The sequence below is a fragment of the Mucilaginibacter sp. PAMB04274 genome, assembly GCF_039634385.2.
Lineage (GTDB): Bacteria > Bacteroidota > Bacteroidia > Sphingobacteriales > Sphingobacteriaceae > Mucilaginibacter.
Genome location: NZ_CP155081.2, coordinates 4,947,067 through 4,972,820 on the forward strand (window position 1 = coordinate 4,947,067; position 25,754 = coordinate 4,972,820).

The 25,754-nt window shown below is 43.4% G+C and carries 26 protein-coding genes and 2 tRNA genes; 10 read left to right on the forward strand and 18 right to left on the reverse strand.

From position 1 onward, the window contains the following. Positions 1 to 167: 167 nt before the first annotated feature. Positions 168 to 497: a hypothetical protein gene (locus tag ABDD95_RS21255; RefSeq protein WP_345949370.1), complete on the reverse strand. Its 330-nt coding sequence runs from the start codon at positions 495 to 497 to the stop codon at positions 168 to 170. 441 nt (positions 498 to 938) lie between these two features. Beyond that, complete coding sequence (locus ABDD95_RS21260) at positions 939 to 1,901, reverse strand: 2-oxoglutarate and iron-dependent oxygenase domain-containing protein (RefSeq protein ID WP_345949371.1); 963 nt, start codon at positions 1,899 to 1,901, stop codon at positions 939 to 941. A 191-nt stretch (positions 1,902 to 2,092) separates the two neighbouring features. Between ABDD95_RS21260 and ABDD95_RS21265 the strand changes: the two genes are divergently transcribed. Then, positions 2,093 to 3,973, forward strand: a complete 1,881-nt coding sequence (locus ABDD95_RS21265) for a DUF6600 domain-containing protein (RefSeq protein WP_345949372.1) — start codon at positions 2,093 to 2,095, stop codon at positions 3,971 to 3,973. Positions 3,974 to 4,047: 74 nt separating this feature from the next. After that, positions 4,048 to 4,479: a thioredoxin domain-containing protein gene (locus ABDD95_RS21270; RefSeq protein ID WP_345949373.1), complete on the forward strand. Its 432-nt coding sequence runs from the start codon at positions 4,048 to 4,050 to the stop codon at positions 4,477 to 4,479. Positions 4,480 to 4,706: 227 nt separating this feature from the next. On the opposite strand, the gene ABDD95_RS21275 is transcribed toward ABDD95_RS21270, so the two are convergent. Then, complete coding sequence (locus tag ABDD95_RS21275) at positions 4,707 to 4,883, reverse strand: hypothetical protein (RefSeq protein ID WP_345949374.1); 177 nt, start codon at positions 4,881 to 4,883, stop codon at positions 4,707 to 4,709. A 138-nt stretch (positions 4,884 to 5,021) separates the two neighbouring features. On the opposite strand from ABDD95_RS21275, the gene ABDD95_RS21280 reads away from it, so the two are divergent. The 3 genes from ABDD95_RS21280 (at position 5,022) to ABDD95_RS21290 (ending at position 6,449) form a co-directional block, all read left to right on the forward strand. After that, complete coding sequence (locus ABDD95_RS21280) at positions 5,022 to 5,333, forward strand: hypothetical protein (RefSeq protein ID WP_345949375.1); 312 nt, start codon at positions 5,022 to 5,024, stop codon at positions 5,331 to 5,333. An 84-nt stretch (positions 5,334 to 5,417) separates the two neighbouring features. Then, positions 5,418 to 5,870, forward strand: coding sequence for a hypothetical protein (locus ABDD95_RS21285; protein WP_345949376.1), 453 nt, complete (start codon positions 5,418 to 5,420; stop codon positions 5,868 to 5,870). A gap of 123 nt (positions 5,871 to 5,993) precedes the next feature. Continuing rightward, positions 5,994 to 6,449, forward strand: a complete 456-nt coding sequence (locus ABDD95_RS21290; protein ID WP_345949377.1) for a hypothetical protein — start codon at positions 5,994 to 5,996, stop codon at positions 6,447 to 6,449. Positions 6,450 to 6,511: 62 nt separating this feature from the next. Here ABDD95_RS21290 and ABDD95_RS21295 read toward each other — a convergent pair whose 3' ends face one another. The 7 genes from ABDD95_RS21295 to ABDD95_RS21325 form a co-directional block, all read right to left on the reverse strand. Continuing rightward, positions 6,512 to 7,324, reverse strand: a complete 813-nt coding sequence (locus tag ABDD95_RS21295) for an SDR family oxidoreductase (protein ID WP_345949378.1) — start codon at positions 7,322 to 7,324, stop codon at positions 6,512 to 6,514. Positions 7,325 to 7,474: 150 nt separating this feature from the next. Continuing rightward, on the reverse strand, positions 7,475 to 8,452 hold the full coding sequence (gene egtD, locus ABDD95_RS21300; protein ID WP_345949379.1) for an L-histidine N(alpha)-methyltransferase: 978 nt from the start codon (positions 8,450 to 8,452) through the stop codon (positions 7,475 to 7,477). A gap of 12 nt (positions 8,453 to 8,464) precedes the next feature. Beyond that, positions 8,465 to 9,610, reverse strand: coding sequence for an ergothioneine biosynthesis protein EgtB (egtB, locus tag ABDD95_RS21305; RefSeq protein ID WP_345949380.1), 1,146 nt, complete (start codon positions 9,608 to 9,610; stop codon positions 8,465 to 8,467). A 1-nt stretch (position 9,611) separates the two neighbouring features. After that, positions 9,612 to 11,186, reverse strand: coding sequence for an ABC transporter permease/substrate-binding protein (locus ABDD95_RS21310; protein WP_345949381.1), 1,575 nt, complete (start codon positions 11,184 to 11,186; stop codon positions 9,612 to 9,614). After that, the gene (locus tag ABDD95_RS21315; RefSeq protein ID WP_345949382.1) at positions 11,183 to 12,145 is read right to left on the reverse strand and encodes an ABC transporter ATP-binding protein; all 963 of its coding nucleotides are present in this window, start codon (positions 12,143 to 12,145) and stop codon (positions 11,183 to 11,185) included. Before ABDD95_RS21315 ends, ABDD95_RS21310 begins: the two co-directional genes overlap by 4 nt. A 106-nt stretch (positions 12,146 to 12,251) precedes the next feature. Then, positions 12,252 to 13,637 (reverse strand): mercuric reductase, encoded by a 1,386-nt coding sequence (locus ABDD95_RS21320; protein WP_345949383.1) that lies wholly within the window; start codon positions 13,635 to 13,637, stop codon positions 12,252 to 12,254. Further along, positions 13,637 to 13,918 (reverse strand): DUF427 domain-containing protein, encoded by a 282-nt coding sequence (locus ABDD95_RS21325; RefSeq protein ID WP_345949384.1) that lies wholly within the window; start codon positions 13,916 to 13,918, stop codon positions 13,637 to 13,639. Before ABDD95_RS21325 ends, ABDD95_RS21320 begins: the two co-directional genes overlap by 1 nt. Before the next feature lie 273 nt (positions 13,919 to 14,191). Here ABDD95_RS21325 and ABDD95_RS21330 point away from each other — a divergent pair. Both ABDD95_RS21330 and ABDD95_RS21335 read left to right on the forward strand, forming a co-directional pair. Next, a tRNA-Glu gene (locus tag ABDD95_RS21330) sits at positions 14,192 to 14,263 on the forward strand. 61 nt (positions 14,264 to 14,324) lie between these two features. Continuing rightward, positions 14,325 to 14,396: transfer RNA gene (locus ABDD95_RS21335), tRNA-Glu, on the forward strand. Positions 14,397 to 14,611: 215 nt separating this feature from the next. Here the strand turns inward: ABDD95_RS21335 and ABDD95_RS21340 are convergent. From ABDD95_RS21340 to ABDD95_RS21370, 7 genes are all read right to left on the reverse strand, one after another. Continuing rightward, entirely contained in the window at positions 14,612 to 15,148 is a 537-nt protein-coding gene (locus tag ABDD95_RS21340; RefSeq protein WP_345949385.1) for a hypothetical protein, read from the reverse strand. 68 nt (positions 15,149 to 15,216) lie between these two features. Continuing rightward, positions 15,217 to 15,855, reverse strand: coding sequence for a hypothetical protein (locus tag ABDD95_RS21345; RefSeq protein ID WP_345949386.1), 639 nt, complete (start codon positions 15,853 to 15,855; stop codon positions 15,217 to 15,219). Positions 15,856 to 15,904: 49 nt separating this feature from the next. Continuing rightward, positions 15,905 to 17,299, reverse strand: a complete 1,395-nt coding sequence (locus tag ABDD95_RS21350; RefSeq protein WP_345949387.1) for a M20/M25/M40 family metallo-hydrolase — start codon at positions 17,297 to 17,299, stop codon at positions 15,905 to 15,907. 33 nt (positions 17,300 to 17,332) lie between these two features. Further along, positions 17,333 to 19,441, reverse strand: a complete 2,109-nt coding sequence (gene recG / locus ABDD95_RS21355) for an ATP-dependent DNA helicase RecG (protein ID WP_345949388.1) — start codon at positions 19,439 to 19,441, stop codon at positions 17,333 to 17,335. Between the two features lie 21 nt (positions 19,442 to 19,462). Then, positions 19,463 to 19,843, reverse strand: a complete 381-nt coding sequence (locus ABDD95_RS21360; RefSeq protein WP_345949389.1) for a RidA family protein — start codon at positions 19,841 to 19,843, stop codon at positions 19,463 to 19,465. Continuing rightward, positions 19,843 to 19,986, reverse strand: a complete 144-nt coding sequence (locus tag ABDD95_RS21365; protein WP_345949390.1) for a DUF6728 family protein — start codon at positions 19,984 to 19,986, stop codon at positions 19,843 to 19,845. The genes ABDD95_RS21360 and ABDD95_RS21365 overlap by 1 nt, the downstream gene beginning before the upstream one ends. A 70-nt stretch (positions 19,987 to 20,056) precedes the next feature. Then, a complete protein-coding gene (locus tag ABDD95_RS21370; RefSeq protein ID WP_345949391.1) occupies positions 20,057 to 21,406 on the reverse strand; it encodes an OmpA family protein in 1,350 nt (449 codons plus the stop codon). A 152-nt stretch (positions 21,407 to 21,558) separates the two neighbouring features. On the opposite strand from ABDD95_RS21370, the gene ABDD95_RS21375 reads away from it, so the two are divergent. Both ABDD95_RS21375 and ABDD95_RS21380 read left to right on the forward strand, forming a co-directional pair. Continuing rightward, on the forward strand, positions 21,559 to 22,848 hold the full coding sequence (locus ABDD95_RS21375) for an aminopeptidase P N-terminal domain-containing protein (protein WP_345949392.1): 1,290 nt from the start codon (positions 21,559 to 21,561) through the stop codon (positions 22,846 to 22,848). A gap of 137 nt (positions 22,849 to 22,985) precedes the next feature. After that, positions 22,986 to 23,813 (forward strand): glycosyltransferase family 2 protein, encoded by an 828-nt coding sequence (locus tag ABDD95_RS21380; RefSeq protein ID WP_345949393.1) that lies wholly within the window; start codon positions 22,986 to 22,988, stop codon positions 23,811 to 23,813. A gap of 10 nt (positions 23,814 to 23,823) precedes the next feature. Here the strand turns inward: ABDD95_RS21380 and ABDD95_RS21385 are convergent, their stop codons facing one another. Beyond that, positions 23,824 to 24,939 carry a glycosyltransferase gene (locus ABDD95_RS21385; RefSeq protein ID WP_345949394.1) on the reverse strand — a complete coding sequence of 372 codons (1,116 nt, stop codon included), beginning with the start codon at positions 24,937 to 24,939 and terminating at the stop codon, positions 23,824 to 23,826. 58 nt (positions 24,940 to 24,997) lie between these two features. Here ABDD95_RS21385 and ABDD95_RS21390 point away from each other — a divergent pair, with 58 nt between their 5' ends. Then, a complete protein-coding gene (locus tag ABDD95_RS21390) occupies positions 24,998 to 25,747 on the forward strand; it encodes a glycosyltransferase family 2 protein (protein WP_345949395.1) in 750 nt (249 codons plus the stop codon). Positions 25,748 to 25,754 lie beyond the last annotated feature (7 nt).

Consider the following 25,754-nt stretch of genomic DNA (forward strand, 5'->3'; position numbering starts at 1 on the left):
GATAAGGTTTTTAAGTTTTTACAACAGACTGCAAAAACACGAAAAGGTTACACGAGGGGTTGAAAAAAATCAAGGCTTTTACTGTCATCTATAGGATACAATGCTATAAAATAAAGAAGCCGGCTTATAAATAATAAGCCGGCTTCTTTATAAAAAGATTTTACGAATTATTTAGAATAAGGGAAGTTTCTTGACAGCTTACGCATCTGCCTTTCTACCACATCATCTGTTGATACACCTAAACTTTCGTTCATTCTTTTAGTATAACGCCAGATTAACTCACCGTCTGCACCGTCCGAAATCTGTAGAGTTATAGCACCTTCACCGGTTTTACCACCAAAGCCACCAAATAGTGCTGCCGAAACAATAGCACCGGCTTCGGTCTTGGTACTTTGTTGTTCAAAAGTACCGTAAATAACAGCATCAACACCGAGTATTTTAGCTATCTCATCTTTTGTATGTATATCTAAGCTATCAAGTACCTTGTATTTTTTCAAAAGTGTATTTGTTTTATCTACGTCCTGAAAGCTCACACTGTAATTATCTGCTTTACGTAACAAAAAAGTATACATGCTCGACTGCACCGATGTGCCCAGTTTAATTTCCTGTTGACGATACCTTCTGCATCAAACCCTTTTGGTGGTTTCTTATAACTGATTTTGGCAGTAAATGGCAATATGGCTACTAACTTGTGCTTCGCTATCGCTTCCTTTAACTTGGGGCTTTCGTAAATTTGCTTAGAGGTTTCAAACTGAGCAGATGCTTTAAAAGCAATAAATAGAATTGTGAATAAGAGTAAGGTTTTCTTCATACTAATTTGATTTTTCTATAAATATAGAAGTATGCCAATGACTGCAAAATACTTTCAAATAAAAAAAGCCGGTTTGTCAACCAGCTTAAAAATTTTAAATTAGAGAAAATCTTATTGTAATTAATAGTTACTTCTTCAGCCCTATCTCTCGCAATCTTTCATCCAGGTATTCGCCGGCGGTCATGTCGCTATAGAGTTTAGGGTGCTGCTCATCAGTACAGCTATCCAAACTGGTAAGATCCATGTTTGATTTAGGATGCAAAAAGAAAGGTACCGAGAAACGTGAATTCTTCATTTCTTCACGTGGCGGGTTAACTACACGGTGTGTGGTCGATTTTAGCTTGTTATTGGTTAAGCGCTGCAGCATATCGCCAACGTTCACTACCACATCTTCGCCATGAGCTTTTACCGGAAACCACTCGTTCTCGCGGGTAAGCAGCTCTAATCCATCAGCGCTGGCGCCAATCAACAAAGTAATGAGGTTAATATCCTCATGTGCGCCGGCACGCACCGCATCAGGAGCCAACGAATCAGGATCCTCAATGGGGAAGTAATGCAGCGTACGCAATATAGAATTACCATTACGCACTTTATCATCAAAGTAGCTTTCGGGCAGTCCTAAATAGGTGGCAATAGCTTCCAGTAGTAAAGTACCTGCTGCTTCCAGCTTTTGATAAACCTCACGTGTTACAGTATTAAAATCAGGCAGTTCCTCTACATATACATTATCAGGGTACTGATTTTTAATAGGGTCACCATCGGTAACGGTTTGGCCAATTTGCCAAAACTCTTTTAAATCGGGCACTTTAAACCCTTTAGCAGTTTCTTTGCCCTTGCTGGTGTAACCACGCTGGCCGGCCAGTTCGGGCTTTTCGTACTTAAGCTTTACGTCCTCTGGCAACGCAAATAAGGCTTTCACCTGTTGGTAAAGGCTGTCTATTAATTCCTTGCTTAGCCCGTGGTTGGTAATGGTCACAAACCCCGTTTCGTTAAATGCCGTACCAATGGCATCCGAGAATTTTTTACGGCTCTCCGCATCGCCATTCTTGTAGGTATTTAAATCTAACCGCGGAATATTTACTGTACTCATAAGTCCTTATTTGAAATTGATGGGTAAAATTATTTAATAAATACTACAACGTAGCAGCATGTAAAAAAATTCTTTCAATAGGTGATAGGCCTCTACCACAAACTATTTACATACAATACACAACAAACGTTAAACGCTTTTGCTTTATATGTGTCCAACCTTCAGCAATTAAGCCATTAATACCTATTATAATGAGAAGGTTTATCCAATATACAAAGTTATGCTGCCTGGCCCTTTTGGTTACCGTGGCAGTGTCTCATAAAGCAGCCGCTCAAGACGATGAAATAACATTTCAGGAATTTTACGATGAGTTGCAACAATACGGCACCTGGCTTGACGACCCCGAATACGGCAGCGTATGGGTACCCGATGCAGACCAGGATTTTAAGCCTTATGCCACCAATGGCCACTGGGTAATGACCGAGTATGGTAACACCTGGGTGTCTGATTACGATTGGGGCTGGGCTCCCTTCCATTACGGGCGCTGGCGGTTTGATGATTATTATGGCTGGGAATGGATACCAGGCTATGAGTGGGGACCAGCCTGGGTTGACTGGCGCAGCGGCGATGGCTATTACGGCTGGGCGCCACTTGGACCAGATGTAAGCCTGGATGCAGCCTTTGGTAACGATTATTCCATTCCAGAAGATTATTGGGTATTTGCTCCGCAGGCGTACATCAACAGCCCGGTTATATATAATTACTATGTGCCACGCCCACGTATAGTAAACATATTTCGCCGTAGTAACATTATTAACAACTTTTACACCCGCAACAGCCGCCGTTACATTGCAGGGCCAAGGGCTTTTGATATTGAAAGAGTTACCCGCAACCGTGTGCAAGTCTATAACATTAATAACCTGAACAGACCGGGTAGATTTTCTATCCGTAATAATGACTTAAATGTTTACCGCCCGCAGGTTAGACGGGTAGATTATGCGCGTCCCGGCCGTGTGGTAAATGCAAGTGCTTATCGCAATGCTAATCCAAACTTTCGCATTGGTGACCGCAACAGGGGCGCTTCAGTAAATTATCAAAATGCAGCCCGGCTGGCTAACATTGCCCGCAGTAATGATGCCGCTAACCGCAATGTAGTTAGAATAAACAGTAACCGTAATGATAACCGCCCATACAACAATAACCGCGATAACAGACCAAACCAGCCTTCATTTCCCAACCAAGGTAACAGACCTAACTGGCCCGACAGGCAAAGCGACCAAAACGGAAATAACAGCTGGCAACGCCGCCAGCAAAATCAAAACGGGCAACAATTAAGCGACCAGCAACGTAAAGAAGCCGAGGAACGCCGTCAGCAATTTGAGCAGCGCAGGCAACAACAGCAAACCGGCGACCAACAACGCCAGCAGCGCGATTGGCAACGCCAACAGGTGGAGCAGCGCAGCCAGCAGCAACAAGCCACACCGCAACAGCAAGGGAATGACCAGCAACAACAGCAGCGTGAACAGCAACGGAGAGATTTTGAGCAACGCCGCCAGCGTGGGCAACAACAAACTGAACAACAGCGACAACAGGCCGATCAGCAGCGCGAACAGCAACGCCAGCAGTTTGAACAGCGCCGCCAGCAGCAGCAAGCTGACCAGCAGCGCCAGCAGGGTGATCAATTACGCCAGCAGCAAGAGCAACGCAGGCAACAACAGGATCAACAACAAGCCCAAATGCGCCAGCAGGCTGAGCAGCAGCGGCAGGCGCAAGCTGATCAACAACGCCAACAGCAAGATCAACAAAGGCAGCAACAAGACCAGCAGCGTCAACAACGCGAGCAGGCCGAGCAGCAACGCCGCCAACAACAAGATCAACAACGCCAGCAACAAGATCAGCAGCGTCAACAACGCGAGCAGGCCGAGCAACAACGCCGCCAACAACAAGATCAACAACGCCAGCAGCAGGAGCAACAAAGGCAACAACAAGATCAGCAACGCCAGCAGCAGGAGCAACAAAGGCAACAACGCGATCAGCAGCGTCAGCAACAAACGGAGCAACAGCGTCAGCAGCGAGAAACGCAGTCTGAGCAACAACGCCAGCGTCCGCAACGTGGCGATCGCCGACCTTAGATAAAACGCAATAAAATAAGCAGCCTGAATAATTAAAAGGCTGCTTATTTATTATAAACTTGTATTTGACAATAATGATGAAACTACTACTTAAAACTTTACTGGTGCTTTTATTTGTAGGTGCTTTGGCACAAACCGGAAAAGCACAGATCAACTTTACAGCAACCAATTGGCAACAAGCATTAAAGCAGGCTTCGGCTCAAAAAAAGCTCATCTTTATAGATGCATACGCTACCTGGTGCGGCCCCTGCAAAATGCTCAAAGCCACTACTTTTAGGGACAAACAGGTAGCCGAGTACTTCAATAAAAACTTTGTAAATGCGGCATTAGATATGGAACAGGGTAATAACCCAAGTTTGGCTCAGCAGTGGGGCATGCGTGCCTACCCTACCTTAATTATTTGCAACTCTAAAGGCGAGGTGATATTAAACACTGTTGGTTACATCAACGCCAAAGATTTGATGCGTTTTGCCCAGGATGCACTGGCATCTAAAACAGGTATATAAATAAAAAGTCGGATCACTCTCGCAGTTATCCGACTCTACATCTACCTATGAAAAACAGCCCTTTGAGTAGGGCTATTATATATAGGCAATTGTTATACCAAGAGTTAAAAAGCCCGTTTTTAGAGCGCCTGAGTTGTCTTTAAGTACTACTCAATTAAATGTGTAGAAATATTTACTGTGGAGTGTGAAATTGATTCCCAAAAATTTCCCAATAGTTAAACTGTGATTTATTCCCTACCATCAGTACGGTTGCCTACCGAGCTGGTATCCCGGCGGGAAGCTGCCGTATCATGCGGATTATTTGAGGGCCCGCCAAATTTATTGCGCGGATTATCCTTGCACGATGCCAATAATACTAAAAGCATTCCGGTTATGATATATTTCGACAGTGTATTTGAACTCATTATTTTTTAAAAACATGCTCAAGGCAACTTTTGTTTAATAATAGTTACCAATTCACCATTCTATAGGCTGTATGCCTGTGCCACCGATTTGAATTATAATATCTTAAACTATATAACTTATAACGTGTTAAATTCTTTATGGACCATAACGTATTCCTTTTAGCTACCGATCCGAATGACCCTTGCCGCGACGTTATACACTCACGTGATAGTGCGTTAAAGGTTAAAGTATACTGCGTTACAAACGAAGATTTTACGCCGGACACCAATGAGATTCAGCTTTTTGGCTATGCCGACAATAAACTGTATGCATTCGAGACGATAAACATTAGTCCTGAAGACGCACTTGATGTGATTAGCGCTATACAATGGTACGCCGATTATATAGAATTTCCGGACATGGAAATATTGCCCGAAGACCCACGAATTGACCAAAGTGCGACAGGGTAAGATCATTGTTGGTTTACCATAGTTCCTAAACAATCCTGGACATAACTTGTAAGTTTAGTATTTACTACCTAAATACACATCGTAATGGCAAATATTACCGAGCAGGATATTATTAACCACCTCAAGGAAAAAATTAATTTTCACCAGCAAGAAGCTAAAAGGCTGGAAGGTATTTTAACTGCCTTTTTGCCCGAACCGGTTGCGGGCAACGGCAACCAAACTAATCACATATCGCAACCAGCCGCAAAAGCCACACTTGCTAAGGCCCCTGCCGAGCCTAAACCATCAAAAGAGCTGGAAATTCCGGAAAAGTATGCTGATAATTTGCCCATTACCGCTAAAATAGCCTTTGCCCTGAAAGAAATCGGTTCGGGCTTTAACGAAGACATCGCCAACGCCATGGCACAATACGAACCTAAGTCTGACGCTAAAACCATCAGCAGGCAAATCTCGAACGTGCTATCAAACCTGAAAAGTAAAGGCCAGATTACCGTAGAAAAATTTGGCCGTAAGGACAAATACTCATTACCAGCTTAAAATTCTTTTTGTATTATAAAGTCTCTAGTTTTAAAAATGATGACGAAAACTGTCAGTTAAATTATTAATCTACAAACTAATGATTTATCCTGGTGTTAATAACATAAACGTTTAAACATCATAATGGCTGATAATCAACAAGAACAAGCGCTATCGGAAATTTACCGCGTTAGCCGGGCCCAAATAGAACATCATGACAATGCCGTTAACCAAAGGGTTATATGGCTATCTATCGGTCAATCTTTTTTTTTCAATGTGTATGCAATGCTGGTAACAGCCAAAGCACCATCACCCGAATTATTTCAGAAGCAACAAATGCTGGCTGTGATATTCCCAATTGCAGCGTTAGCTGTAGCAGTATTCACTTTCATTGATGTGATAGCTGGCTTATTCTACATGCGTAAGCTACGCAGAAACTATAAAGCAGTTACCGACGGCAGCTCAGCTGAAAACTATTACCCAATGCTTAATGGCAATAAGCGCGACCGGGTTTTTCAACGGATATCCCCTTTCATGATCCCGCTGATATTCATTATTACCTGGGTTTATCTTTTAATGTTTGATCATAATTTATTATAAAAAAGAAAGGCTTCCTGATTATCAGGAAGCCTTTCTTTTTTTATAGTTTAAATGAAAGACAATTAAACGCCGCTGAATATAGAGAAGCCACCATCAACATTGATAACCGTACCGGTAACAAAGGCTGATGCATCACTCAGCAACCAAACTAGTGCGCCAATCAATTCTTCGGCTTTGCCAAAGCGCTTATATGGCGTATTTTTTATAACCAGATTTCCGCGCTCAGTATAGCTACCATCTGGCTGGGTAAGCAGCGTGCGGTTTTGCTCAGTCAGAAAAAAGCCTGGTGCAATGGCATTCATACGTATAGCATCGCCATAACGGTTGGCTGCTTCAACTGCAAACCACTTAGTGTAACTATCAACAGCTGCTTTAGCCATGCTGTAACCCAGCACCTTGGTAACTGCCTGTTGCGATGCCATGGATGAAATATTCACGATACTCCCTTTGCCGCCTTTTGCCATTACCTCGCCAAATATTTGAGTAGGCATCAAAGTACCCCAAAGATTAAGGTCCATTACCTGGCGCATGCCCTCCATGTTCATGGTAAATATATCTTGGTCGGGCTGTATCACACCGCCTGGCATATTTCCCCCGGCTCCGTTAACCAATCCGTCAATACGGCCGTAGGTATCCAGTACTTTATCACGGGCAGCTATCAAGTCGGCCTCCTTCATTACATCCGTAATTAGCGCTATGGCCTTACCACCGTCGGCATTTACGGCATCAGCACGTTCCTGAGCTATTTTCTCATTACGACCCAATATACCCACGGTACCTCCAGCCTTTGCAATACCTTTAATAAAGGCCTCGCCTAAAACACCGGTACCGCCGGTAACTAAAATCACTTTATCCTTAAGAGAGAAATCTTCCATTATTTAGAATTGATTGGTTTGCATTACAAATCAACTAAAAATTTGTCAGGTAGCACTATAGGTTAGTGTATTTTTTACATGTTAAATGTTGCAGTATTGCAGCCTAAAATAACTTTTTAAACAGCCAGAATAAAATCCCTTACAAGCGTTTTACACAGCCTTCCAAATAGCGTCTAAAAACCAGTTTTTACTATCAAAAAAATGGCAAACAGGTTTAAAGCCCGAATCATTGGCCATGCTGTCGGCCTGTTGTACCGTGTATTTTTGTGAGATTTCCATGTAGATATATTCATCCTTAGCAAAGCTTATGGTTTGACCGCAAAGCTGCACCTGCTGATCGGTCAAACTAATTAAGTAACTTTTGCAGGAACCAGTTTGAGGATCGTAAGTTGGATAATGCTCAAAAGCCTCAATATTAAAGTTGGCCCGCAACTCACTGTTAATACGGGTTAACAGGTTAAGATTAAACTCGCGTGTGAAACCCTGTGCATCATTATAGGCAGCTAAGATAATTTTGGGATTCTTTTTCAAGTCAACTCCCATCAGCACACTGTCTCCTGCGGTGAGGTGGCTGCGCAGTTCCACACAAAACTGCCGGGCATCGGTTACCGGCATGTTGCCAATGTTTGAACCCAGGAACATAACCACCTTACGCCTTTGTGAAAGTTGAGCTGCTTGTTCGAGCATTTCAAAATACTCACCGGTAAGGCCGGTGAGCTGCAGGCCCGGCAAGGCAGCCGGGAGTGCATCTTGCAAATAATTGATCACATGGCCCGATATATCGATGGGCACATAAGTAAACTCCGCCCGTTGGTTTAGCAGATGCCGTAGCAGGTGGGTAGATTTCATGGCATCGCCGGCACCCAGTTCAATCAGGTCAAAAGCGCTGCCATCGGCTATAATGGCCTGGGCCAGCTCTTCAGTTTGGCGGGTAAATATTTCCAGTTCACATTTGGTAGGATAATACTCTGCACAATTCATAATATCCTGAAAGAGCTCATCTCCGCGGGTATCGTAGAAATATTTTGCCTCCAGGTATTTAGGCGATGCAGTAAGACCAGCCAATATATCATCACAAAATTGTTGGTTGATGCTAAACTCGGCTACAGAGGTATCGGTATTCTTCATAAGTAACAATTACTATTTGGCTAAACGGATACCGTTAAAAAGCCAGCGCATATTTGGATGAAAAAAATTACGGTAGGTGATGCGGCTGTGCCCCTGTGGCGTAGCTTCTGAAGCGCCGCGCAGCACTTTTTGGCTAACCATGAATTTGCCGTTATATTCACCTATAGCACCGGGTGCTTTGTTAAAGCCCGGGTAGGGCAAATATGCGCTTTCGGTCCACTCCCAGCATTTGCCCCAATTAAAATGTGTAGCGGCTACTTCCCACTCAAACTCAGTTGGCAGTCGCATACCTTTCCAGGAGGCATAGGCATATGCTTCGTAATAACTAACATGCCCAACGCTTTCCTTCAAATCAAGCGGCTCTAATCCGCGCAGGGTGTAAACAAACCATTCGCCATCTATAAGGTGCCAGTACATAGGGGCGCTTACCTGGTTTACTTTTACCCAGTCCCACCCTTCGGCATGCCAGTTCCTAAAATCCTGATAACCATTGCTGTTAATAAACTCCAGATATTCACCATTGGTTACCAGGCTACCGCTAATCTCGTAAGCGTTCAGGTAAACCTTATGTCGGTTCAGTTCATTGTCAAAACAAAAATCTTCACCCTGATACCCCACTTCATACACACCTTCGCTAATACTGATTAAGCCGGGGGTACTCTCAAACTTAGGGCAGGAATAATCCTTATCATAAGCGGGGAAAAGTGGGTTATGACCCAGTATATATTTAATATCGTAGTATAAGAGTTCCTGGTGCTGCTCCTCGTGGTTAAGGCCTAATATAAAAAGCTCCTTTACCTCGGGCGATGGCTCCTGGCATAAGAACCGCTCTATGGCTTCGTCCACATATTCGCGGTAGCGGTAAACATCCAGCACGGTTGGCCGGCTCAGGTTACCCCTATCGGTCCTGATTACGCGTGCGCCAACGGTTTCATAATAACTGTTAAATACATAGTTGAAGTTGGGGTCATACTCCTGGTAACCCATAAAGTACGGCTTCAGAATAAAGGTTTCGAAAAACCAGGTGGTATGCCCTATGTGCCACTTAGGCGGACTCACATCTGCAATGGGCTGTACAACGTAATCTTCGGTTTGCAAATGGCTGCAGATACGCTCGGTACGGCGGCGTACCGTTCTGTAAGAGTCGGCTAGGGTCATACTATTTATTACTATCCAAAAAGCGTTTCAGGTCGGTAATTGTTTTGATGTTCAGGTCATCAGATTGTTGTTTCCGCATCATTAAAGCATACGCATTATTAAAGCCTATTGGTTTTAACCATTGTATATGGTAACGCTGTTTAAACTGCTGCTGCACATATTGGTAAGTTTTATCCCGGTCTGCCCCCACCTCATTCACTACCTTGACTGAAGGCTGCAGTAATACCAATAAACCGGTGCCGGTATATTCGGGATAAAAGTCTATTTGGTTATTGGTTAGTGCATCAAAGCAAATTTTTGTACCGCCCAAGCCGGTTTTGGTTGATGCAGCATAAGGCGTGTAGCCTTCAATCAGCATACTGTACATACTAGCCAAAATATATTGTTCGCCAAACACCTTGGAACCAATGCGTACAGTTCCGGCATGGCCGTTTTGGCTGGGTTTATATAAATGATGGGCAACTAAAAAATCTTTGGCTACACGTTCGGGCGTTTGGTGCAGGTAGTCGGTGCGGTAGTTTAGCTCCGTCATTACCGAATCATTAATATGGCCCGATAGAAGATTAAGTGTCTTTTCCAGTTCCGGAAACTTCGCCAAGGCATCCTGCCTTACTATAGGCGCTGCGTAGTAGGGCGGAAAGATGTTTTTGTCATCATCCAGCACCATTAAGTTATAAGCTTTCAGGCGGCCATCGGTAGAGTAACCGCTAATAACATCAAGTTGCTTTTCATAAGCTGCTTTATACATCACGGCATCGTTAATCACGATAGTGTGCATTTTTAAGCCGTACTTTTGCTGCAATCCAAGGTTGCCATCTTGTCGCCCCATAAACTCAGGTGTAAAACCGGCCGTTAGCTTGGTGCCCATAGCAGACGGAATTAAGTAGAAAGAGGCCAACAGGAGCGTTATAACAGGTAAGGCATACAAGCCAACTTTCAATTTCTTAAAACTAATTTTTTGCAAAGCCGACAATAGCAAATCGAACAGGATAGCCAATAGCGCTGCAGGAATGGCACCGGCCAGTATCATATTACTATTGTTGAGCGATATGCCCCCAAAGATAAATTCGCCTAATCCGCCGGCAGCTATGTACGATGCAAGGGTAGCAACCCCTACATTAATTACCGTAGCAGTGCGTATACCGGCTAATATAACAGGCATAGCCAAGGGCAATTCTACCTTAAGCAGCACTTGTTTTATACTCATACCCATGGCTAAAGCCGCCTCTTTTACCGCAGCATCAACCCCGGTTATGCCAGTGTAAGTGTTACGGATGATAGGCAAAAGGGCATATAAAAACAAAGCCACAATAGCCGGCTTAGCGCCTATGCCCAATAAGGGTATCATAAACCCTAGTAAGGCAATGCTCGGAATTGTTTGCAGCACTCCCGCAATACCCAATACCGTGCCCGACAATTTCCTTTTACGCGCAATAAGTATACCCAGCGGCAAACCAATAACTACGGCAATTAGTAAAGAAACGAAGGTTAGCCCTATATGCTCAAGTGTTTGGGTAAACAACTTGCCCGACTGTTGCTGCATAAACTGCCATAACGTTTGCTGTTGCTCGTTCATACCGGTAGATTTACTTGATACTGGTGATAAGCCGTCATGAGTTGCTCAAAGGTTATAGTTTTGGCCTCGATAGCCGGCGGCGGTACAATTAACACCTTTTCGGTATTGCCTTTAAGTACTTCCATGGCCATCCACATACTACAGGTTGATGGCAGGTTAACATCAGCACCCGATATATCAGTTGCGGGTGGTAATAGTTCCCATATATCTTGCAGGGTAATGGCTTTTAGTTCTAACTGCAGGCGTTGCGCGTTCAAAAAACCTTTTACAAATTCATCAGCCGGCTTAAACAGTAATTCGGCCGGTGTACCTATTTGCAACAGGCGCCCTTTGTTCATCAATGCTATTCGGTTACCCAGTTCAAAAGCCTCTTGTACATCATGCGTTACCATTACTATGGTTTTGCGCTTTAATTCGTCAAGCTCTTTAAACTCAGCCTGTATTTGTGCGCGGGTAATGTTGTCTAATGCGCCGAAAGGCTCGTCCATTAATAATACGGGCGCATCGGCCATCAGTGCACGCGCCAGGCCAACACGTTGTTGCTGGCCTCCGCTTAATTGGTTTGGATATTTTGTTAAAAGATCGTTAGGAAGATGCAGCTTATTGAGAAGCTCTTGCGTACGCTTATTGATGCGCTCATTATCCCATTTTAACAATTTAGGAACAACAGCTATATTTTCGGCAATTGTATAATGAGGAAATAAGCCATTGTTTTGCAATACATAACCCATATTACGCCGTAATAATTCTACAGGTTGTTTGGTTATGTCTTGTCCGTTAATATACACCTTACCGCTGCTAGGTTCAATTAAACGGTTCAGCATTTTTAAGGTGGTGGTTTTTCCGCAACCGCTGGTACCCAGCAAAATCAGGTTATCGCCTTCCGCAACCTCAAACGACAGATCATCAACGGCCTTGGTTTGGCCGTAATGCTTACTTAGGTTTTGGACCTTAATCATGGCTAAATATAACGATATTATACCAAAAGCAGCTTACATAGAACAATCACCAAATTTTGCACAGCAACAGTACACTTTGTTGTTAATACCGTTTCAGGATCTTACCTCAATCATCCAATTTCATGAACAGATTATTAAGCGATTCGCTATAAGTAGGATGGGCAAAAATACAATACCGTATCCGGTCATAAGTTATACCGCCTTCCATAGCCATCTGTAAAACAGTCATGATTTCGCCGCCCTCCTCGCCTAATATAGCTGCGCCTAATATCTGCTTGGTATCGGCATCTACAACGGCTTTCATCAGGCCCCGGGTTTCGCCTACCTCAACAGCACGAGCTACGTTTTCCATCTTCAGCACAGCAACTCTATAGTTTAAGCCCTGTTGTTTAGCTTCATTTTCGCTTATACCCACCCTACCCAGTTGAGGGTCAGTAAACATGCAGTAAGGTAGCGGACGACCGTTAGTGGTTAAATCCTCACCTTGCAGCAGGTTGCGCCATACTATGGTAAAATCGTTGTAGGAGATGTGGGTAAATGCTGGTCCGCCTTTTATATCGCCTAACGCATAAACGCCAGGCACGTTAGTTTGCAGTTTTTCATTAACCTTGATATACCCTTTATCGTCCACTGCTATGCCTGCAGCGTCGAGATTAAGCGCCTTGGTTTGCGGCTCGCGGCCCGCCGCTACCAGTACATGAGAAACCTCGAGTTGCTCGGTACGGCCGCCCAGATCAAGCGTGGCTAAAATTTTACCATCAGCGTTTTTTTCAAACTTTTTAGCCTGCGCATTGCCATGAATAGCAATTCCCTCTTCTTCCAAAATATGATTGACCTCGGTAGCTATGTCCTCATCCTCATGGCTCATAATGCGTGGGCCACGTTCTAATAAGGTGATTTGGCTTCCAAAGCGTCTGAACATCTGCCCAAACTCCAATCCTATATAATTACCTCCTATAACCAAAATATGATCAGGCACGGTCTCGAGTTCCAGTATACTGGTTGATGTTAAGTAATCGATGTTCTGCAGTCCATCAACATCAGGCACAACAGTTTGCAAGCCTGCATTAATAAAGACCCATTCGGCTTGTAATTCCTCAGTACCTCCTTCGTTCAATTTAACTCTAACTGATTTAGGGCCGGTAAAACTGGCTTCGCCAAACAAAAGATTTATGTTAGGATCGTCTTCTAAACTTTTTTGATTCCCGCTGCGCGAGTGCATCACAATATCATCCTTGCGCTTTTTAATCTGAGGCATATTTATACGAAAACCATCAATATGAACGCCCAAATTATCACACCTACCGGCCAGGTAAGCGGCACGAGCTGAGGCTATCATGGTTTTGGTTGGTGTACAACCATCATTTACACAGGTACCGCCAACCCAACGCTTCTCTATAATGGCCACTTTTTTCCCACCCTTGGCCATTTTACGTGCCAGCGGACTACCGGCCTGCCCCGAACCGATAACAATTACATCATATACTTTCATTATTCGCTTACCTTTACCCCTTTCCAAAAGGCAACATAATCTTTTATCTCAGCCGCAGCCGATTTAGGTTCGGGGTAATACCAGGCAGCATCCTTATTCTGCTGGCCTTCAACCTCTAATGTATAATAAGAAGCCAATCCTTTCCAGGGACAGGTAGTGTGGGTATCTGAAGATTGAAGAAAATCGGAATTAACGCTCTCCTTCGGAAAATAATGATTGTTTTCGATAACAATGGTTTGATCGCTTTCGGCAATTACGTGGTTATTCCATACGGCTTTCATAATGGATAGGTCATTGTGTTAACACAAGGTAGCAAGCTTGTGGATGACATTAGTAAAAATAATCTTTTCATCCTTTTGTTTCATATACCCCCTTTTAAGCTTACACATAAAAAATTTAAACATTTTTTAACCAATATTTTTTACTTTTTCAGATAAACGTCTATCTTTGCAGTCCCAAAATAAGGGATTGTTCTTTGGTTTAAGCTATTGTGTTGGGCATTAAGTTAATCTTATAGGTTAACCGAAACCAACTTTAGAATGCCAATTATATTTGGCCCGTTCGTCTAGGGGTTAGGACGCCAGATTTTCATTCTGGAAACAGGGGTTCGATTCCCCTACGGGCTACTTTGATGATTAAAGGAATGGTCAACTTTAATCATATCTAAATACCGACCACTTATTATTTGGCCCGTTCGTCTAGGGGTTAGGACGCCAGATTTTCATTCTGGAAACAGGGGTTCGATTCCCCTACGGGCTACTGAAGCGCCTTTCTTAATTAGAAAGGCGCTTTTTTTATAAATTCTTTTCCACTAATCTCCTATGGCTACATAGTAAACTGTTTTATAAATGTTATCTAAAGCAGGCTACTAACATGCTTTTATTACCATTGAAAATCTGTAAGCACAACTTCAAAATTACAGGTATGCTCACTCATAATATTAAGGTATGCCCCATCTGGTAGCGGTAAAAATTTTACTTCCGTGTACTTAAATTTATGGCCCTTTCAATTCGTGGCCTATTATATCGTTGGAGAAAAATTGGATAAAGGTGTAATAAAACATTTAACAGGAGTAACCACAAAGATTTCACAACTCCGAATTTGAATGCAACAAAAACGTTAAATCCTAAAACTATAAGTAAGATGATTAAGTGGTCCAGTTCAGACTTTTTTGTTTGGTAATATAAATTCATCAAGGATTTAGTATTATTCCCGATCGGGTTGGTTTTTCGTGTAAGCTTTTCCCAGCCAATCAAAACCAGTAACTTTCTGAATAGATTTATTCCAAAACCTTCGTATACTTTCCCACGTCTTTCCCATTTCTTGTCTTTAAAGTAAGAAGAAGTGAGCTGACTTTTTAATGTGTCGGTAAAAAGAATCATAAAGAACATTAAAAGAAAATTCAGGATCCACGCAAACGAAAATCCGTCCATCTTGATATAATGAACCAAGGCATAAATCGAGCTAATTGCAATTACTCCAATTAATGTTAAGGTTAGGGTTTTTCTCATTAAGTACTTTTATGGCGTTTAAATAAAGTATTGCCCAGGTGAATTTCGATAATATGATCTTACCTTTTTCAAATTTCCCGGAGCTTTCCGTCAGACATTAACTGGTAAGTCAATTTTTCTTTAAGCTTAGCGTTGCCGTTTTCAATTTGGTTAGTCACTATTGATATCTTGTAATTCTTGTCAATAGAAAATGTGGTAAGTTCTTTATAATGATCATCATCCGGCTCAAACCACTCACCTTCCACATACTGGTTAGCAACAACTTTCTTATCAACTATAGTAAGCAGGTAATAGCGGTAGCTAAAGTCGCCACAGTCCATCGGAACCAGTACTACATTAACTTTGTCAAAGTAGGGTAGCGAAATATACCTCAAACCCTTGTTTTCACAAAGAAAATCATCTACACCGGAAATTTCACAAGGAAGAATCTTATAGTTGGCTTTTTCCGGATTGATAGTACCTTGGTAGGGCAGGCTATACTTGCTTCTTTCAAAACAATCACCTACATGTTCTTTAAAATCCTTATCAGTATACTTTTCTTCAGGCCCGGTTATATCGCCACTAGGTTCGCTTTGGTTCTCAGTTTTTATACTGTTACCAATGGGCATTTTGCGGTCGGCCACCTTTTGCGAGGTATTACTCTTGCAACTAAAGAGGCCGCTAAATACAAAAAGCAGTATAACCGATAATGTATTCTGAAAGCTCATTATAAACCCTTTACATCAAACAACTCACTCTCCACAATGCAACCTTAGTTTAAAAATTCAAACCGTGCTGGTCAATCAGATAGATGAGCGATGCAATAGACGCAGCGCCTAATTCCAGTTCACGCTTGTTCACATTCTCAAACACATCATTAGGCGTATGGTGAATATCGAAATACCGTTGCGAATCTGGCCGGAAACCAATAAGCGCTATGTTAGGATGTGTTTCGCGTAGCGGACCGATATCCGTACCGCCGCCGCCTGCTACCATCCTGTCGGCTTCGTACGGTTCAAAAAGCTTTTTCCATTGCTGGTTTACCGCGTTCAGAAAGGCAGGGGTAGCACGCTCAAAGCTAAAGCCCCTTGGTGTAAAGCCGCCTTCATCCGTCTCAATAGCTGCAATATGCTCTTCCTTATCTTTTAAAGCCTGCTCTGCATATTTGATGCCACCTTTGTGGCCATTCTCCTCGTTCATAAAAAACACGGCACGCACATTGTTTTTTGGCTTATAGCCTAGCGCTTTAAATATGCGCAACACCTCAACCGACTGCATGACACCAGTACCGTCGTCATGTGCGCCTTCAGCTAAATCCCATGAATCGAGGTGACCGCCTACAGATATGTATTTATTGTTATTCTCAGTTCCTTTAATTTCGCCAATTACGTTGTACGATAAAACATCAGGCAGCATTTGGCAATTGGTTTTCAGAAAAAACTTTACCGGCGATGAACCTTTTTGCTTTAACAAGCTGCTTAACTTGTTCGCTGTTACTGTTGACAACGCTGCTGCGGCTATTTTAGGGTTAGTGCCATAGTTGGTACCACCCGTATGGGGATAGTTGTCCAGCGCGCTTGTAAGCGACCTCACAATGACGGCTACAGCGCCATACTTAGCCGCCATGCCGGGGCCAACATTACGCTGATCGCCGGCTGTACCGTAGGCCGATCCTGCTTCGATAAAGCGTTCATCAAACGGGCGGTTAAAAAACACGATTTTTCCTTTTATTTTGGCTTCGCCTAAAGTTTGCAGCTCCTGCACGCTTTGCAGTTCAATCACCTCGGCGGTAATGCCGGCTTTTGGCGTAGCTACCGACATGCCCAGTGCTGCCAGCGCTACAGGTGTGCGCGTATTGCCGCTAATGATAATCCCCTGCTCCTTTGCGCCGCGCTCCCAATGCGGCACCATTACCTCTTGCAGGTAAACGCGGTCGAAACCATAGCCGTCCATTAGCTTCTTGCTCCATTCAACCGATTTTTGGGCACCTGTTGAGCCACTCAGTCTCGAACCAATCTTTTTGCACAGGTAACGCAGGTTTTCATAACACTGGCCGTTTACCAGCGCTTCATCAAAAATCTTGCGCATCATAACAGAATCGGTTTGCCCGTGTGCAGATATGGACAAACCCACACCAGCCATTAAGGACAGGACGGTAGCTTTTAATTTCATGAAAAGAGATGTTTTATGCCGTTAAGATAGCAATTAGGAAATCTTATCCCAACTCAGGCCGCCATTTTTTGCCTGAGAAGCTTGATGCAGGACTTGATTTTCGGGCAGGGCCAGTTGCGGATCATGCGCAAAAATATCTTCAACAGCTTTGCGTGCCTGTAGCAATAATTCCTGGTCGGTAGCCAGGTTAGCCAATTTTAAATCTAACACGCCGCTTTGCTGGGTGCCTTCAATATTACCCGGGCCGCGCAATTGCAGGTCAATTTCAGATATTTCGAACCCGTTATTGGTGCGCACCATGGTTTCCAGGCGTACTTTGCCTTCGCGGCTCAGCTTTTGGCCGCTCATTAAAATACAGTATGATTGCTCGGCACCCCGGCCAACGCGACCACGCAATTGGTGCAGCTGCGACAAGCCAAAACGTTCGGCGTTTTCAATAATCATTACAGATGCATTGGGCACGTTAACACCTACCTCAATTACAGTAGTAGCCACCATAATCTGTGTTTCACCTTTTACAAAGCGCTGCATTTCAAAATCCTTATCAGTGGCGGAGAGCTTACCATGCACCACGCTGATTTGATATTGCGGCGGCGGGAATTCACGCAACATGGTTTCCACACCATCCATCAGGTTCTTCAAATCCAGCTTTTCGCTTTCCTGAATTAGCGGATATACTACATACACCTGCCTGCCTATGGCAATCTCGCGTTTCATGAAGCCAAACATTTGCAGGCGCTGGGTTTCATAAAAATGCAAGGTTTCGATGGGTTTACGGCCTGCAGGCAGTTCGTCAATAACGGATACGTCCAAATCACCATACAAAGTCATGGCCAGCGTACGCGGAATGGGGGTTGCCGTCATTACCAGCACATGCGGCGGGATAGTGTTTTTGCGCCACAATTTGGCACGCTGTTCTACACCAAAGCGATGTTGCTCGTCAATTACCACAAAGCCCAGGTTTTGAAACTGAACGGCATCCTCAATGAGCGCATGCGTTCCTATCAAAATCTTGAGTTCGCCGCTTAGCAACTTTTCATGGATCACCTTGCGGTCCTTCTTTTTGGTAGAGCCGGTTAACAACGCTACCTCTAAAAAGTCATCCCCTAAAAGGCTTTTGATAGATATATAGTGCTGATTGGCCAGAATTTCTGTTGGAGCCATCATACAGGTTTGGAAACCATTATCAATAGCCAGCAGCATACTCATTAAAGCCACTACGGTTTTACCACTGCCTACATCGCCCTGTAGCAAGCGGTTCATCTGTACGCCGCGTTGGGTATCCAACCTTATTTCCTTTAACACCCGCTTTTGGGCATTAGTAAGCGGAAACGGTATTTTGTGATTGTAAAAGGTATTAAACGATTCGCCAACGCTGCCGAATATATTGCCTTTAAACTTTTGGGTGCGTAGCAGCTTATTTTTGAGCAGGCGTAATTGTATCAGGAAAAGCTCTTCAAACTTTAACCGGTGCTGAGCTTCATACAACAAGTCGGGACTCTCGGGGAAGTGAATTTGGCGGTATGCTTCTGCCCTACCCATCAACCTGAACTTTTGAAGAATGTAAAGTGGCAGGTTCTCATGTATGTCTTTTGCATACTGCTCAAGCAATATAGCCACCAGTTTTTGCAAACCTTTACTATCAAGTGAAAACGTTTTAAGTTTTTCAGTTGAATTGTAACCCGGTTGCAAAGTCATATTCCCTTTGCGTTTAAGCGCCTCGGGCGAGTAAGGCTCTACTTCGGGGTGAGCCATTTGCGGCTTGCCGTTAAACATGCCCGGCTTGCCAAAAATAATGTAAGCCTTACCTACTATAAGGCTTTTCTCCACCCACTTTATACCCTGAAACCAGGCCAATTCCATTACACCTGTATCATCTTGTACATGTGCAATTAAACGCTTGGTATGCTTTTCGCCTATTATTTCTTTATGGGTTAGGCGAGCTATAACTTGTATGTGGGGTAGTTCTGGATTTATATCGCGTACTTTGTAAAAGCGCGTACGGTCAATATACTTAAACGGGTAATGCCGCAGCAGATCCTCATAACTAAATATACCCAGTTCTTTTTTTAAAACTTCGGCACGGGCTGTACCTACACCTTTTAAATAATCAATGGGAGTTTGAAATACTGACGCGTTCAACGTTAACCGGTATATAACTGCTTAGCCTTTATAGGCAATAACCGAAATCTCAACGTTCACATTTTTAGGCAAGGCCGCTACCTGTACAGTTTCGCGTGCAGGGAAGTTGCTACTAAAGTATGAGCCATAGATTTCATTCACTTTGGCAAAATCGCCCATGTCTTTTAAAAAGATGCTGCTTTTTACCACATTGCCGAATTCGAGTCCTGCCTCTGTCAAAATGGCTTTAATATTTTCCATCACCTTGGTAGTTTCCGTAGGGATGTCAGTCAGAATCAGCTCGCCCGATGCAGGGTCTAATGCAATCTGACCTGATACAAACAGCATGTTGCCTGCTAAAACAGCCTGGCTGTACGGGCCAATTGGTGCCGGCGCGTTGGTGGTATTAACTATAGTACTCATTATTTTTTAAGCATAAACCAGTCTATCAACTTCCAGATAATGCCCAGGACGAATATAATAATGGCTGTTGCATTAATAATGTGCATTACCTTCAGGTTAAAGCTGGTTGGGCGGTTATCGTTCTTTTTGCGGAAGAAGTACATAAAACAAAAGTAATAAAAAAAGGCTCCGGGTTATCCGGAGCCTTTTTCAAAGTATTAATTTCTATTAAAATTATTTTTGCAAGAACTCAACACGACGGTTCATTACACGTCCTTCTTCAGTTGAGTTGTCAGCAATTGGGTTAGTTTCACCTAAACCTTTTACTTTAACACGACGAGCTTCAACACCAGAGTTTACTAAGTAAGTTTTAACTGAGTTAGCACGGTCTTTAGATAAACGCAGGTTGTGAGCTGCAGTACCTTCAGATGAAGCATAACCGTTTAAAGTTACAGATTTAGCAGTGTTTGAACGCATATCAGCAGAAACTGCATCTAATACGCCGTAAGAAGAAGTTCTTAACACTGAGCTATCAAAGTCAAACTGGATGTTTGAGTAAGCCTGAGCATTACCAGCATTTGCAGTTGAATCAGCAGCTGGGAATTTGATTGGGCAACCAGCACCATCAACTACTGTACCAGCAGGAGTGTTAGGGCATTTGTCAAATTGATCAGATACACCGTCACCGTCAGAATCTTTTTTCAGGTCGTTAACAGCGTTTTCAACGTTAGTAACGCGACCTTTTAAAGCTTCAACTTCTTGACGTAAAGCTGCATCATACAGTTCGTCATACATCATAGCAACTGGGTTAACCCACTCTAAGTTTGGTTTTGAGCTTGAACCGAAAGTGTACTCTAAACCACCGTAACCATATGAATAACGGTCACGAGTAGGGTAACCTCTTTTCAGAGCGTCTAAGTTGTCATCATCAGTGAAGTTAACATTGTAGCCTAAGTTTAAGCCCCAAGCATCTGATAAACGGAATTTAACACCAGCACCAACTGGAATTACTAAGCTTTTTACATAGTGCTTAGAACCATCAGCGTTCAGGTAACGAGCCTCAGTACCACCAGTAGTGATAAAGTGTGGGTTGTACCAGATCATACCAGCACCAGCATTAACGAAGAAGTTAACTGAATTTTTGCGACGTAAGAAATCGATAGTAGCAACGTTTACTTTACCACTTAAAGTTCCTTGCCAAAAACGAGAGTCGTAAGAACGGAAACCGTCACGTGCGCCACCAATAGCGCTGTTGTTGTTACCAGCAACTTTACCACCGTTTGCATCTAATTGCAAAGCAAATGAATGTGCTAATTGCCATTTTAATGAAGCACCGTAACCTAATGACACTACGTAGTCAGTGTAATCATGAGTACCGCCGATAGCAGTAACTGGTGATACAGCGCCAGCGTTCAGGCCAAAGCTCCAGGTGTTGTACTGGCCTCTGCCACCAAATACTTTGGCGGTACCAGTTGATGTCGTTGTAGTGCTTGCAGTTGAATCAGACTGAGCATTGGCAGCGCCAACAGCTAAGAGAGATACAAAAGAAAGCGCGACTGTTTTCTTTAATGTAGAATAGTTCATAGTTTTAAGATTAAACAATTTTTAATTGTGATTTTACTTATTAAAATTAGTACTTATGTTTGATCGTTTACCAAACACCGTTCCAATTTTACTAATATTGGAGACAAATAAATGCAAAATTTTGTTTTATAAAAATTAAATGAACTTATTTCATGAAATATCTACCTATAGATAACAACTTATTTATTTTAAATAGAAAAAATTTCGTTTCACGATTAAAGCCCAATTCCATAGCCCTTTTTAATGCTAATGACGAATACCCGCGCAGCGGAGATCAAACTTTCGTATTTAAACAAAATGCCGATTTCTTTTATCTGTCTGGTATAGATCAGGAGCAAAGTATACTGTTACTTTTCCCCGATTGTCCTAATCCACTATACAGAGAAGTACTCTTTTTAAGACAAACCAACGAACACATTGCGGTATGGGAAGGCCACAAGTATACCAAGGACGAAGCGAAAATGACTTCAGGTATACAAAGCGTATACTGGTTGCATGACTTTGAAGCAATTTTGCACAGTATTATAAACTATGCAGAACATATATATATCAATACAAACGAGAACGACCGGTTCCTGCCCGGTGTACCTTACCGCGATTTGCGATTCCTGGAAGACCTGCGCAGCAAATACCCGCTTCACTATTATGAACGCTCTGCTCCTATAATGAGAGACCTCCGCGTAGTAAAGTCGGCCGTTGAAATTGAACTGACCCAAAAAGCATGCAATATTACACGTGATGCTTTTACCCGTGTACTTAAATTTGTAAAGCCCGGCGTTGCGGAGTACGAAATTGAGGCAGAGATAACACATGAGTTTTTAAGGCAGCGTGCTACCGGGCATGCCTATACACCTATTATAGCATCTGGCCACAACGCCATTGTATTACATTATATAGATAACAACCAGATTTGCAAAGACGGCGATGTAATTTTGTTCGACTGGGCAGCCGAGTATGCCAATTACAATGCAGACATGAGTCGTTCAATACCGGTAAGCGGCCGCTTCACTTCGCGCCAGCGACAGGTATATGACTCGGTACTGAGGGTGATGAAGCAGGCTACGCAAATGATAGTGGCCGGAACAGTTTGGAATGAATATCATGATGAAGTAGGCAAGATCATGACAGGCGAATTAATCGGCCTGGGTTTGCTCGACCGCCACGACGTGGAAAAACAAGACTCCAAAGCACCTTTGTATAAAAAATACTTTATGCATGGTACTTCACACCACCTTGGTTTGGATGTACACGACTTTGCCAGCCGCTACAAGCCATTTGAGGTGGGTAACATATTAACCTGCGAACCTGGCATCTATATACCGGAAGAAAGCCTGGGCATCCGCCTGGAGAATAACATCCTCATAACCGAAGGTGGCAATGTCGATTTAATGGCAGGCATTCCGTTAGAGGCTGAGCATATCGAGGAGATCATGAATAGCTAAATTCTATTATATATTTTAAAAACAGGCAAGTACTTAACGGTGGTTGCCTGTTTTATTTTATATCGTATTTAACAAGCTGCCTTGTTACTATAGTGCCTATACTAATCAGGTGGTGTTTTGTATCTTTGCTACCTACAATGGCGCAGGATGGACAACATACCCCAACAGTGGGCAAAAACAGGTTCAAGGTAGCAGTGCTCATATCAACCTATAACTGGCCTGAGGCTTTAGAGTTGGTACTGTTGAGTTTGCTGCACCAAACGCGCATGCCCGATGAAATACTGATTGCAGATGATGGCTCGCGCCCGGAAACCACCGTGCTGATTGATCATTACCGAAAACTATTTACCGTTCCTTTAAAGCATGCCTGGCAGGAAGACAAGGGCTTTCGGAAATGTTTAATACTAAACAAAGCTGTAAAATTGTCTGAAGCGGATTACATAATTGAAATTGATGGCGACATTATTGTGAACCCCAAGTTTGTAGCCGATCATGAGCGTGCCGCCCGCAAAGGATACTTTATGCAAGGTAGCCGTACCATGCTTACCGAAGCCAAGACTAAAGAAATACTCCAAACTAAACAAGTCAACTTCCACTCCCTGTCTCAAGGCTTATACAGCCGTTTCAATGCGGTACGTATACCCTTGTTGTCCATGTTCTTTAAGCCCGATCCGCGCAGCTCTTGGAATGTAAAGGGGTGCAACCTAGCTTTTTGGCGCGCCGATTACATTAAGATAAACGGCTACTACAATGATTTTGAGGGCTGGGGCTGGGAAGACTACGAATTTGGTGCGCGCCTTATTAATGCTGGTGTCCTGAAAAAGCGCCTTAAAATGGCGGCTATCAGCTATCACATCTTTCACCCCTGGCATGATAGGGGCAACTTCTTGCCCAACGAGCTCATTTACCGAAAAACCGTAAGTGAGAAACTTACCTACTGCCCCAGCGGCTACCACGAAGTTTAATTTTTTGCTGCTAACGCTGCCTGTATACTACTAAAGCTATAATAGCCAAGGTGTAAATAGCCAGCTTTACAATCTTGTAACGGTTAAGCCTGAAGTGCCGGGCCTTGGTGCTGCCATCATAGCTGAAACGTTCGCCCATTCCGGCTAACCGGAATCTTTTGAGGTTACCAATCAGCGTTCCCCATTCATATACCAAGCGCAAGCGCATAACATTAAAGGCGGTGCCGAAAGACAGCTTTTTGTTATTGCGCCGTACCCGCATTATGTTGGTTATATATTCCGCAAATAAACTAATTGCTATAAAGAATAAGCCATAGTTCACAACAGGCCGGTAAAAAAAGTGGACCACAAATACCGCTACCACTATACAAAACAAGGTTTCGGGTGTGTTTAAAAAATCGTACCAGCGGTAAGCCGGATTACGTTGGGCTAGGTAACTGTTACCTATACCATAACGATAAAAGCGGGTGTAGTCTGCCCGCCCATTGTTCCACCAGGGGTGCTCGGCGTGTGCATGGGGCAAGCAGCGATAATTAGCAAATCCGTTTTGTGCGCGTATACGCAAAAAAAACTCTACCTCTTCGCCTCCACCCGTTTTAGGATAAGCTGATGAGAATCGCACATCTCCCAAAGCACTGCGCTTCACCATAATATTAGCTGATGCTCCCCAGGCAAAATATTCATTATGCTGCGCTGCACCAAAAATAGCCATTGAACCATTAGCATAAACCGCCCGGGCAAAAGCTGTGGGTGCGGGGGGCATAGTTACTAATCCAATAAAGCCAATTTCATGCGATTGTTGCTGTGCGGCTGTTGCGTAAGTAAGCAATAAGTCCGGATTTACTTCGATATCGTCATCCAAAAACAAAATCCAGTCGCCTTTACCAGCTTCAATGCCGCGGTTACGGGTGGCCGATGCGCCCAAATTATTTTCGTTAATAATCAAACTAACCGTTTCATTATCTACCAGGGCTGCTATGCCGGCATCGGGCACCAGTGTAGGGTTATCGGCAATTAAAAAGAAGCGTATAAGTGTATCGGCAGGTCTTCCTAACTTTAGTATAGGCAATAAAGTAGCCGGGGTTAGCCGGAAAGAAGGAATTATGACATCAATACTGATAGGCATGCCGTATGTTTGTGCAAAAATAGCTTAATTTATCAGTTTATGTTTAAAGCCGTTTAACATGAGGCAGGGAGGCAGCCGTACCGTTCAAAACCAGCCACTACCGCTGGTAAGCATTATTATAGCTACTTATAATGCAGCAACACATTTGCCCGGCTGTCTGGATTCGATTACAGCACAGGCTTACCCGGCTATTGAAGTGATTATTGTAGATGGCGGGAGCACCGATGATACAATTGCAGTTTTGCAACAGTATAATGCATACATTAACCGCTGGGTAAGCGAACCCGATAAAGGCATATACGATGCGCTGAACAAAGGCGCCGGGCTGGCCACCGGCAAATGGCTGTACTTTTTAGGGGCCGATGACCGACTGCTTACCGGCTTTAGCGCTATGGCACAGCAACTGAAAGACGAGGACACTATATATTATGGGAACACCAAAGCCGAAGGGCCGCTGTTTACAGGCGAGTTTTCGGCATATCGGTTAGCTAAGTACTGCATAAACCATCAATCCATATTTTATCCTGCCAAGGTGTTTCAAAAATACCAATACAGTTTAAAGTACCGCATTTATGCCGATTATGCGCTGAACTTACAGGTATGGGGTGATAAATCTATCAAAAAACAATATGTAGACATACCAGTGGCCTGGTACAACTTAACCGGTTTTTCGGCAGTGGCTAATGATGACGCTTTCAAGCACGATAAGCCACAAATCATTAAAAAAAGTATGGGCTGGTTAATGTACCTGCGCTTTTTATACAAACGCCGCAAAGAGCAAAGCAGGCCGGGCAGTAACTTTTATTAAAGCACAC